This window comes from Pseudonocardia sp. D17, from assembly GCF_036984265.1.
GTDB lineage: Bacteria > Actinomycetota > Actinomycetes > Mycobacteriales > Pseudonocardiaceae > Pseudonocardia > Pseudonocardia benzenivorans.
The window spans coordinates 57,080-68,159 of sequence record NZ_BPRG01000101.1 but is presented as its reverse complement, the minus strand read 5'-3'; the positions used below and the strand labels follow the sequence as shown (position 1 = coordinate 68,159).

Genomic DNA, 11,080 nt, shown 5'->3' with positions numbered 1-11,080 from the left:
CGTTTCCTACCACAGAGGCCCTCATGACCCCCGCACAGAAGAGGGTGGACCAGTGACCGACGTCCACGACGACCTGTCCGACGCGCTGCCCGAGGTCGACCCGGACCTGCTCGAGCTGGCCGGCTCGGTGTTCGCCGACGCCGACGCCACCGGCACCGGGCTCGACACGGCCCTCTGGGACAACCTGGAGCAGACCGGGCTCGCCCGGCTCGCCGTCGCCGAGGACGCGGGCGGCAGCGGCGGCACGCTGCTCGACCTCGCCGCCGTGCTCGTGGAGGCCGGGGCCTACGCGGCCCGGGTGCCACTGGCCGAGACCGATCTGGCGTGCCGCGCCGCGGCCGGGGCCGGGCTGGACGTCCCGGCCGGACCGTTGACCTTCGCCCTCGACCGCGCCGGCGCGCTGGCCGTCGCCGGGGACACGGTGTCCGGGACGCTCGCCCGGGTGCCGTGGGCGCGGTCGGCGGGGGCGGTCGTCGTGCTCACCGGCGGGTCCGTCGTGGTGCTCGACCCGGCCGCGGCGACGGTCGTCGAGGGCACCAACGTCGCCGAGGAGCCGCGCGACACGCTCACCTGGGACGGTGCGCGAGCGGCCGTCGCCGCCGCGCCCGAGGGCGCCGCCGGGCAGTTCGCGCTGCGTGCCGCGCTGTGGCGGGCGACGTTGCTGGCCGGCGCCGCGCGGGGGGCGTTGGGCCGCTCGGTCGGCTACGCGGGCGAGCGGGAGCAGTTCGGCCGTCCGATCGGCCGGTTCCAGGCGATCCAGCAGCAGCTCGCGCTCGCCGCGGCCGAGGTCGCCGCGGGCGGGGCGGCAGCCGAGTCCGCCGCGCGCGTCGTCGTCCGCGACGGGATAGCCGCGCCGACCGCCGAGCTGGCCGTCGCCTCGGCGAAGGTCCGCACCGGTGAGGCCGCGACGGCCGTCGCGCGGATCGCGCACCAGGTCCACGGCGCCATCGGCTTCACCCGCGAGCACGACCTGCGGCTCACGACGACCCGGCTGTGGGCCTGGCGCGAGGAGGACGGCACCGACGGCCAGTGGGCGGCCCGCATCGGCGAGCTCGTGCTGGCCGCCGGGCCCGACGGGTTGTGGCCGCTGGTGACCGCCTGACCGTGGGAGCGGTCAGCGCTGCCGGTCGGCAGGCAGCTTCCGGAAGTCCCAGCTGGTGATCTTCTCCGGACGCAGCCGCAGCCAGGCGTGCCGGCCGTCGTGGTGGATCACCCCGCCGTGGTAGCGGTCGGCCATGAGCTGCTCGGGGCCGTCGAGCTCCGGGCACGGCTCACCGGTCCGGGGCACCTCGCCGACGACCTCGACGCGCCCGCGCAGCTCGACCCCGCGCAGCTCGTTGTAGTCGTGCCCCGCGTCGACGACGGCCGCGATCCGCGGGTCGGCCATCAGGTCGGTCCAGCGCTGGCTGCGCGACAACGACGTCAGCCACAGCGCGCCGTCGTGCCAGGCGTACCAGAGCGGGGTGGCGTGCGGGCCGTTCGTGCCGTTGGTGGCGACGCGGCAGGTCCGCTGCTCGGCGAGGAACGCGTCGATCTCGTCGGGAGTCATGGCGATGGCGCGGGCGCGGCGTTGTTGCTTCACGATCACCGACGCTAGCCGGTCCCGGGCCTCGCGACGGGCGCAGGAAGACTGGCCCCGTGCACCCCGCGCTGGACGCCTTCCTCGCCGACCGGGACCGGCCCACGCCGTACCTCGTGCTCGACCCGGCCGTCGTCGCCCGACGCCACGCCGACGTCGTCGCCGCGTTCCCCGGTGCGGAGGTGCTCTACGCGGTCAAGGCGTGCCCGCACCCCGCGGTGCTGCGCACCCTCGTCGCGGCCGGTGCCGGGTTCGACGCCGCGAGCCCGGCCGAGGTCGACCTGTGCCTGGCGGCCGGGGCCGATCCCGCGCGAATCGGCCTGGGCAACCCGGTGCGCGGGGCCGCGGCCACGGCGGCCGCCCACCGGGCCGGGGTGCGCCGGTTCGTCACCGACAGCGTCGAGGACCTCGACGAGCTCGCCGCGCACGCGCCGGGTGCAGCCGTGCTGGTGCGGCTGCTCGTCGACGACTCGGGCTCGGCGACCCCCTTCTTCGGCAAGTTCGGCGCAACCCCGCAGGTGGCGACGGACCTGTTGCGCGCCTGCGCCTCCCGCGGCCTCGTCGCCGCAGGGGTGACGTTCCACGCCGGTTCGCAGCAGACCCGGCCGACGACCTACGCCGCCGGTGTCGCCGCCGCGCTGGCCGTCGCCCGGGACGCGGGGCTGCAGCATCCGGTGCTCGACGTCGGCGGCGGGCTGCCCGTCGCCTACCGGGCCGACGTGCCGTCGTTCACCGAGTTCGCCGCCGCGATCGGCGGTGTGGACGGCATCGACGCGGCGCAGCTCGTGCTGGAACCCGGCCGGGCGCTCGTCGCGGAGGCCGGGGTGCTGCGCACCAGCGTGCTGCGCGTGTCGCGGCGCCCGGGCGTCGACCACCGGCGCTGGGTGTACCTCGACGCCGGGCGCTACCAGGGGCTCGCCGAGACCGAGAACGAGGCGATCGGCTACCCGCTGCGGGTCCCCGGCCGGGACGGTCCCTGCGGGCCGGTGGTGCTCGCGGGCCCCACCTGCGACGGCGACGACGTCCTCTACCGCCGGACGCCGTACGCGCTGCCGCTGTCGCTGCGGGCGGGCGACCACGTCGACCTCCTGCACGCCGGTGCCTACACCGCCTCCTACGCGTCGGTCGGCTTCAACGGGTTCGGTCCGCTGCCGGTGCACATCGCCCCGGCCCACCCCTCCTGACCCGCCGCAGCCCCTGTGCCGGGCCCGAGGCCCGCCCCGGCCGCAACCTCACTGTCGTCACTGTCGTCGCCGGGCCGCGGGACGACAGCAGGGTTGCGCTCGACGTGGTGACCGCAGTCTCACCGCTGTGCGGGAGCCTCGGGGAGGGCGGCCCGGGGCTCATCTACTGTCCGGGGACGTGACCGGTCCGCCCGCACCCGTCGGCCTGCACGTCCTCGCCGACCTCGACCGTATCGACCCCGCGGTCCTCGACGACGCCGACGGGCTGCGCACCGCGCTCGCCGACGCGCTCACCGCGGCCGGGGCGACGGTCCGGCAGGTCGTCGCCGAGGCGTTCGAGCCGCACGGGGTCACGGTCGTGGCGCTGCTGTCGGAGTCGCACGCGTCGGTGCACACCTGGCCCGAGCACGGCCGCGCGCTGGTCGACGTGTTCACCTGCGGCGACGCCGCCGATCCGGAACGCGCCGTCGCGCTGCTGGCGACGGCGCTCGGCGGGACCGTGCGCGAGTCGCGCACCGAGGCCCGCGGCGGCACCCCGCCGGTGCGCGAGCCGATCGCACCGGGCCTGACGCGGGTCTGGGACGTCGAACGCCCCGTCCACCGCGAGACGACCCCCTACCAGCGGATCCTGATCGCCGGGACGGCCCACGGCGTCACCCTCTTCTGCGACGACGAGCGGCAGAGCGCCGAGTCGACCCAGCTCGTCTACCACGAGGCCCTGTTCGTCCCGGCCGCCCTGCTGGCCCGTTCCCGGGCGCGGGTCCTCGTGATCGGGTCGAGCGAGGGCGTCGTCAGCGAGCTGGCCCTGGCCTGCGGGGCCGGCCACGTCGACCACGTCGATCTGGACGCGGCGGCCGTCCGCGCCTGCGCCACGCACCTGCCCTACGGATACGACGAGAAGGCGCTCGCCGCCGCCGAGGCGCACGACGGCCCGGTCCACGTGCACTACGCCGACGGTCTGCAGTGGGTGCGCGGCGAGGGCCCACGCTACGACGTGATCGTCGTCGACCTGCCCGACGAGCGGCCCGACGAGCCCGACAACCAGCTCAACCGGCTCTACGGACGCGACTTCCTCGCCGACTGCCGCGACCGGCTCGCCCCCGGCGGCGTCGTCGTCTCGCAGGCGGGCAACCCCGCGCTCTGGCGGGACGCGACGCTGCGCGCCGCCTGGGCCCGGTTCCACGAGGTGTTCGGCGACGTCGTCTACGTCGGCAGCGACGAGCACGAGTGGTCGTTCCTGCTCGGGCGGGCAGCCGGGGACGATGCCGTCGAAAGGATGCGCGCGGCGCTGCCCGGCCTGCCGTACCGACCGCTCAGCGTCGACGACGAGTTCCTGCGCTCCCGCACGGTGCCGCCGCGGCGGCTGCGGACCCGCTGAGCGCCACGAGCGGGGGAGGCCCAGGCGAGCGGCCTTCCGCGGGACCGCGCCGTGCGCCATGCTCGGTCCGCCCGGCCCGACTCGGGGCCCGCTCCCGGAGGTAGGTCGGACGTGCCCCGTCGCCACGTGTGGAGAGCTGTCGTCTCGTTCGCCGCCGCCGCGGGGATCGCGGCCGCCGGGTCGCTGCTGGCGGCGGCGCCCGCGCTCGCCGCCGAACCCGCGACCGCGGGCCGGTACGTGGCGCTGGGCGACTCCTACACGGCGGGCCCGCTCGTCCCGATCCAGACCGGGCGGCCTGCGGGGTGCCTGCGTTCGACGAACAACTACCCGGCGCTGGTGGCCCGCGCGCTGGCCGTCGGCACGGTGTCCGACGTCAGCTGCAGCGGCGCGACCACCGCGAACCTCGGCGGGCCGCAGCCGACCGGGCTGGGCACCAACGCGCCGCAGCTCGACGCACTGGGCCCCGACGTGTCGCTCGTGACGCTGGGCATCGGCGGCAACGACATCGGGTTCGTGTCGATCATCACCGCCTGCGCGACGCGCTCACCGCTGCACCCCACGGGCGCCGCGTGCCGCGACCACTTCACCGCGGCCGACGGCACCGACGAGCTGGCTGCCCGGATCGACGCGACGGCACCGAAGATCGCGGCGGCGTTGGCGGACATCGAGGAGCGGGCGCCCGATGCGCACGTGCTCGTCGTCGGCTACCCGGCGCTGCTGCCCGACACCGGGCCCGGCTGCTTCCCGGTCGTCCCGTTCAGCCCGGGCGACGTCGCGTACCTGCGCGGCGTGGAGAAGGAGCTCAACGCGATGCTCGCCGCGCAGGCCGCGGCGGCGGGCGCGGACTACGTCGACACCTACACCCCGGGCATCGGGCACGACATGTGCGCGCCGCAGGGCACGCGCTGGATCGAGGGCCTGGTCCCCACCTCACCGGCCGCGCCCGTGCACCCCAACGCCGCCGGCATGCGCGGCATGGCCGACGCGGTGCTCGGCGCGCTGTCCCCGCAGGCCCAGTCGGCGGCGTAGTCCCCGGCGGCACCGGCCCGGGTGTGGCCGCCGGTCACTTCTCCGCGTACGAGCCCACGACCCGGCCCGGGACGGGGATCCGGACCGGGGTGTCGCCGAAGAGCCGGCGGGTCGCGGTGTCGGCGGCGTCCTGCACGAGCCGTGCGGCGAGCCCGGCGCCGTCGGCCGGGCCGTGCAGGAGCACCTCGTCGTGCTGGAAGAAGACCAGCCGGGCCGGGTCACCGGCCGCGTGCAGTGCTGCGCGCAGCTCCGCGAGCAGGACGAGCGCCCACTCCGCGGCCGTGGCCTGCACGACGAAGTTGCGGGTGAACCGGCCCCGCGCCCGGGCCCGGGCGGGCTGTTCGTCGCCCGGCGCCGCCGGCGGGCACGTGCGGCCCAGCCACGACCGGACGATCCGACCCTCTTCGCCCGCCCGCGCGGCCGCCTCGACGACCTCGACGGCGGCGGGGAACCGGCGGCGCAGCAGGGCCAGGTGGGCGCCGGCGTCGCCGGAGGTCTGCCCGTAGATCGCCGACAGCACGGCGAGCTTGGCCTTGGCCCGGCCGTCCGGTCCGGCGCCGCCGAACAGCTCGTGCGCGAGGCCCGCGTACAGGTCGGAGTCCTGGTCGCGGCCACCGGCGCGGGCGAGCGCGGCGTCGCCTGCCATGGCGGCGAGGATGCGTGGTTCCAGCTGCGCGGCGTCGGCCACGACCAGCCGGTTGCCGGGATCGGCGCGGACAGCGGCGCGCACGGCCTTCGGGATCTGCAGCGCCCCGCCGCCGCGGGTGGCCCAGCGTCCGGACACGACGCCGCCGACGACGTACTCGGGACGGAACCGGCCGTCGTGCACCCAGGTCCGCAGCCACGCCCAGCCGTGCGCCGAGTGCAGCCGGGCCAGCTCCTTGTAGGCCAGCAGCGGCGCGACGGCCGGGTGGTCGACCTGTTTCAGCACCCAGGACCGGGTGCTGGGCAGCTCGACGCCCACGCGGCCGAACGCGCGCAGCACCTCTGCGGGGGAGTCGGGGTTGACCGGCCGGCCGAAGGCGGTCGCGATGTCGTCGGCGAGCGCGGCGAGTCGTCGCGGGCGCGCGGACCCGGCCGGGCGCGGGCCCAGCGCCGCGGTCAGCAGCGCGTCGTGCACCGCGGCGTCCCAGGGCAGCCCCTCGGCGCGCATCTCCTCGGCGACGATGCCGCCGGCCGACTCGGCGGCCGCGAGCAGCGTGAGCCGCGCGTCGGCCGCGAGAGTGCGGCGCTGCGCGGCGTGCACCGCGACCAGTGCGGCGAGTGTCTCCGGGCCGGTCGGGGCGGCGCTGCGGAACAGACCGGGCGGCTCGTCGTCGGCCTCCGGGGCGGGGTCCGGCTCCTCGGGCAGCCCGGCGAGTCGGGCGCTCGCGGCCGCGAGTCCGTGCGGGGCGCCGAACCGGGCGGCGGCGGCCACCAGCAGCCGCTCCACGAGTTCGACGTCGTGGGCACGAGCGACCCGCACACCCGCCGCGAGCAGTGCGCGGTAGGTCCGGGCGGTACGCCACACCCAGCGTGGCGCGCCCTCGTCGAGTGCGGCCACCTCGGCCGGGGTGACGGGAGCGGGCGGGTGCAGCGGCGCGTCCGTGTCGTCGAGGCGCTGGATGTGCAGCGGGCCGTCGGGATCGGCGTGGACCGCGATGCGGAGTGCCGGCCGGTCGGCGACCCGGTCGGCACGGACGGCCCGGTCGGCCCGGTCGGCGGTAGGAGACGACGGTTCGATGGGCCGACGGTAGCCGCGGGCACCGACATCGCGACATCGTGGCCGTCGGACACCTGTCTAGGTGGCCGCCCGCGGTCCGACGGCGCGGTGCCGCGCCCGTGCCGGCAGCCCGGCCAGCAGGCCCCGCTGCGGGACGCCGTAGACGTCGACGCCCTGCGTCCCGAGCTCGGCGAGCACGTCCGCGGCGGCCAGCACCCCGGTGACGGCCGCGCGTTCCATCAACCCGCACACCAGCGGCGCCTCGACGAAGTCACCGGCGACCCGGACCCCGCGCGCGTCCGTGCGCACCCCGGGACGGGTGCCCGCGGACCCGGGCGGGAAGGCGGGCGCGGTCGCGTCGACCCGGTCGACGCGGTGCACCTGTGCGGTCCCGGCGGTCTCCGGCCACAGCGCCGCGAGCTCACCCAGCATCCGCTCCACCGCCGCGTCGGGCTCGGTGCAGGCGTAGGAGTGCAGCTCCAGCACGCAGCCGCCCGTCTCGCGGGCCCACTGCGCCGACGGTTCCTCCAGCCGCGAGTACACCGTCACCGAGTCCAGCGTCGGCTCCCCGCTGACGGCGTTGAACACCGCGCGGCCCGGGTCGACGTCGGCGGCGAGCCACACCCTGCTCACGACGAACGGCGGCGCCGTCGTCAGGCCCGCGGTCTGCGCGGCGAGCCGCGGCGCGACGCCGGTGAGCTCGGGTGAGGCGCCCACGACGGCGCGCAGCCCGCCCGGGTCGAGAGCCAGTACGACGTGGCGCGTCGTGCGGGTCGCGCCGTCGTCGAGGGTCAGCGCCCAGCCGGGGCCGTCGGGCCGAAGCGACCGCAGCGCGCAGCCGGTGCGGATCGTCGCGCCCCGGGCCCGCAGGTACTCCGCGAGGGGCGCCCAGATCGCGTGCAGGTGGTCGGTCCGCGGTGCGTCGAACCCGATGCCCGCGGGGTTTCCGAGGAAGTAGAAGTGGAACATCGCGACGAGCTCGGCGGCCGAGAGTCCGTCCGGGTCGCAGAAGAAGGACCGCGCGAACGCCTCGAACAGCATCTCCCGTGCCCGGTCGGACACCCGCAGCCCGGCGAGGAAGTCCCCGGCGCTCATGGTGTCGAGCACCTCGGGCGTGCGGGCGCGGTCGAAGGTCAGCAGCTCGGTGCCCAGCGCGACGTCGGCGCCGAGCAGGTCGGCCACGGTCAGGCTCGACGAGCGCGCGAACAACGCCAGCAGGTTCAACGGCGGCGCGGCCGGCAGCCGGCCGAGGTCCTCGGGAGGGAACCGTCGCGAGATCACCGGGTAGCCCTTGACCGGGCGCAGGAACCCGAGCCCGGGATCGATGCGCCGCAACACGTCCCGCCACGTGTAGTAGTGCCGGAAGAACGCGTGGAAGCCGTGCTCGACGACCTGCTCGGTGCCGTCGGGCAGCGTGTGCGGCCACGCGCCCAGCCGTCCGCCCAACGTCGCGGCCGCCTCGACGAGCGTCACCGCGACACCGCGCTCGGCGAGGATCGTCGCGGCGCTGACCCCCGCGACGCCGGCTCCGACGACGACGGCCTCGCTGCCGGGCGGGGCCTGCCGTGGCAGGGTGGGGTCGGCGGCCACGAGCAGTCGCGGCCGCATTCGCAGGGGAGCGGCGCGACCGCCGGGGGAGCCCACGCGTGCAGCGTAGAGCGACCCCGTCGGCCGTGCCCGGAGGCGCCGGTCGTGGGCCGGCCGAGGAGGTACGTCGATGACGGTGCAGGTCGGGCGGTACGGCGTCTGGCGACGCGCGAGCGACCTCGACGGGATGCTCGCGAAGCGGATCGAGGATCTCGGGTACGGCGCCATCTGGATCGGCGGCTCCCCACCGGCGGACCTCGCGATCGTCGACGAGCTGCTCGCCGCGACCGACCGCATCGCGATCGCGACGGGCATCGTGAACATGTGGAACAGCCCGGCCGACGAGGTCGCGCGCTCCTACCACCGGATCGCGAGCGCGCATCCCGACCGCTTCCTGCTCGGCGTGGGTATCGGGCACCCCGAGGCCACCGCGCAGTACGCGAAGCCCTTCGACACGATCGTCGGCTATCTCGACGCGCTCGACGCCGCGGACGTCCCGGTCGAGGCCCGCGTGCTCGCCGCGCTCGGGCCGAAGGTGCTGCGGGTCGCGGCCGAGCGCACCGCGGGCGCCCACCCGTACCTGACGACGCCCGAGCACACCCGCGAGGCGCGCGAGATCCTCGGTGCGGGCGTGCTGCTCGCGCCCGAGCACAAGGTCGTCATCGACACCGATCCCGAGCGGGCCCGCGAACTGGGGCGCCCCGCGGTCCGCAAGCCCTACCTGCGGCTGGTCAACTACCGCCGCAACCTGATGCGGCTGGGCTTCGACGAGCAGCAGCTGGACTCGGCGGCCGACGAGGTGGTCGACGCGGTCGTCGCGCACGGGGACGCGGCAGCGGTGGCGGCCCGGCTGCGTGAGCACATCGACGCCGGGGCCGATCACGTGTGCGCCCAGCTGCTCGTCCCGGCCGGCGCCGACCCGGTGCCCGGGCTGACGGAGCTGGCGAGGGCTCTCGGGCTCTGAGCCCGCCGCGTCAGGACCGGTCGGACGGGTACATCTGCGGGCTGGTGATGCCGCAGTGCGGGCAGCGCTCCAGCGCGACCCGCTCGTCGTCGACGCCGTCCGGTTCGCCTGCCGGCGCCGGCGTCCGCCCGGTCCTGACGAACAGGAACGCCACCAGCGCGGCCAGCACCAGCAGGGCGGCGCCGATCACGACGGTGACCCGGTACCCGGCCTCGAAGGCCACGGGATCGGTGTAGGCGTCGCCGGTGATGCCCGCCACGCCCGGGACCACCGCGACCGCGAGCAGGCCGGCCGCGCGCGCGACCGCGTTGTTCACCCCGGACGCGGCGCCCGCGTGCCGGTCGGACGCCGCGTCCAGCACCGTCGCGGTCAGCGGTGCCACCGTCAGCGACAGCCCGGCGCCGAAGACGACGACCGCGGGCGCGACGTCGGTGAGCCACGACGCGCTGGGCCCGATGCGCCCCATGAGCAGCAGCCCGCATGCCGACACCAGCGGGCCGACCGTCATCGGGATGCGCGCCCCGATCCGCTGCGCCAGCGCGCCGGCCCGCGCCGAGAACAGCAGCATCAGCACCGTGACGGGCAGCAGCGACGTCCCCGCCTGCAGCGGGCTGAACCCGCTCACGATCTGCAGGTTGAGCACCAGCATCACGAACACCGTGCCCAGCGCGGCGTAGATCAGCAGCGTCGCGACGTTGGCGGCGGTGAACACACGGTCGGCGAACAGCTCGGGCGGCACCAGCGGATGCCCGGACCGGCGCTCGACGAGGACGAACGCGCCGAGCGCGGCGACGCCGACCACCAGCCCCACGACCAGCGCCGGGGAGGTCCCGGAGCCGAGGCCGGTGAGCGACCACGTGAGGGCGCCGAGCCCGACCGCACCCAGCACCGTGCCGGCGACGTCGAGGTGCGGGGCGGCGGACGGGTCGCGGGTCTCGGGCACGTGCCGGACGGCCACGACGACCACCAGCACGGCGAGCGGCAGGTTGAGCAGGAACACCAGCCGCCAGTCGATGCCGACGAGCCAGCCGCCGAGGAAGGGCCCGACGGCGCCGGCGATGCCGCCCAGCCCGGACCACGCGCCGATCGCCGCCCCACGGTCGCGGCCGTGGAACGACGCGGAGAGGATCGCCAGGCTGCCCGGGGTGAGCAGCGCGCCGCCGACGCCCTGCAACGCCCGGGCCGCGATGAGGGTCTCGATGTTCGGCGCGAGACCGCAGGCCAGCGACGCCAGCGCGAACCAGACGACGCCGATCAGGAAGACCCGCTTGCGCCCGAACCGGTCACCGAGCGAACCGCCGAGCAGGATCAGCGAGGCCAGGGTCAGCGTGTAGGCGTTGACCGTCCACTGCAGACCGGTGAACCCGGCGCCGAAGTCGCGCCCGATCCGCTCGAGCGCGACGTTGACGACGGTGCCGTCGAGCATCGCCATGCCGGAGCCGAGCACCGTGGTGAGCAGTACCCAGCGCCCGGCGGGCGTACGGAGGCGCAGACCCTCGGGCGCGGGGACGGTCATGACGCTCCTGTCGGGACGGAGCCGGCGGACGCGGTCAGCGTAGGCCCGCCGGAAGGTTGCCTGCGGGCTCGTCGCCGGCCGGGCGATCTTGTGCGCCTGGTATCACGCTCCGTGACCGAAATGGGCCGAGGACGGCGTTCC

9 protein-coding genes are annotated in these 11,080 nt (G+C 76.3%); 5 read left to right on the top strand and 4 right to left on the bottom strand.

Annotated features, from left to right (window positions below; genetic code table 11):
• Positions 1-52: 52 nt before the first annotated feature.
• The gene (locus PSD17_RS17300; protein WP_339123512.1) at positions 53-1,102 is read left to right on the top strand and encodes an acyl-CoA dehydrogenase family protein; all 1,050 of its coding nucleotides are present in this window, start codon (positions 53-55) and stop codon (positions 1,100-1,102) included.
• 12 nt (positions 1,103-1,114) lie between these two features.
• On the opposite strand, the gene PSD17_RS17295 is transcribed toward PSD17_RS17300, so the two are convergent.
• Positions 1,115-1,582 (bottom strand): pyridoxamine 5'-phosphate oxidase family protein, encoded by a 468-nt coding sequence (locus PSD17_RS17295; RefSeq protein ID WP_339123511.1) that lies wholly within the window; start codon positions 1,580-1,582, stop codon positions 1,115-1,117.
• A 56-nt stretch (positions 1,583-1,638) separates the two neighbouring features.
• Here PSD17_RS17295 and PSD17_RS17290 point away from each other — a divergent pair, with 56 nt between their 5' ends.
• From PSD17_RS17290 to PSD17_RS17275, 3 genes are all read left to right on the top strand, one after another.
• A complete protein-coding gene (locus PSD17_RS17290; RefSeq protein ID WP_013675456.1) occupies positions 1,639-2,763 on the top strand; it encodes a type III PLP-dependent enzyme in 1,125 nt (374 codons plus the stop codon).
• 178 nt (positions 2,764-2,941) lie between these two features.
• Positions 2,942-4,141: an adenosylmethionine decarboxylase gene (gene speD / locus PSD17_RS17280; RefSeq protein WP_445261017.1), complete on the top strand. Its 1,200-nt coding sequence runs from the start codon at positions 2,942-2,944 to the stop codon at positions 4,139-4,141.
• A gap of 126 nt (positions 4,142-4,267) precedes the next feature.
• Positions 4,268-5,170, top strand: coding sequence for an SGNH/GDSL hydrolase family protein (locus PSD17_RS17275; protein ID WP_339123508.1), 903 nt, complete (start codon positions 4,268-4,270; stop codon positions 5,168-5,170).
• A 34-nt stretch (positions 5,171-5,204) separates the two neighbouring features.
• On the opposite strand, the gene PSD17_RS17270 is transcribed toward PSD17_RS17275, so the two are convergent.
• Positions 5,205-6,812, bottom strand: coding sequence for a bifunctional 3'-5' exonuclease/DNA polymerase (locus PSD17_RS17270; protein WP_339123517.1), 1,608 nt, complete (start codon positions 6,810-6,812; stop codon positions 5,205-5,207).
• A 138-nt stretch (positions 6,813-6,950) separates the two neighbouring features.
• Positions 6,951-8,516, bottom strand: coding sequence for an FAD-dependent oxidoreductase (locus PSD17_RS17265; RefSeq protein WP_158703428.1), 1,566 nt, complete (start codon positions 8,514-8,516; stop codon positions 6,951-6,953).
• Positions 8,517-8,589: 73 nt separating this feature from the next.
• On the opposite strand from PSD17_RS17265, the gene PSD17_RS17260 reads away from it, so the two are divergent.
• Positions 8,590-9,423: a TIGR03620 family F420-dependent LLM class oxidoreductase gene (locus tag PSD17_RS17260; protein WP_339123506.1), complete on the top strand. Its 834-nt coding sequence runs from the start codon at positions 8,590-8,592 to the stop codon at positions 9,421-9,423.
• Positions 9,424-9,433: 10 nt separating this feature from the next.
• Here the strand turns inward: PSD17_RS17260 and PSD17_RS17255 are convergent, their stop codons facing one another.
• The gene (locus PSD17_RS17255) at positions 9,434-10,939 is read right to left on the bottom strand and encodes an MFS transporter (RefSeq protein ID WP_339123504.1); all 1,506 of its coding nucleotides are present in this window, start codon (positions 10,937-10,939) and stop codon (positions 9,434-9,436) included.
• Between the last annotated feature and the right edge of the window lie 141 nt (positions 10,940-11,080).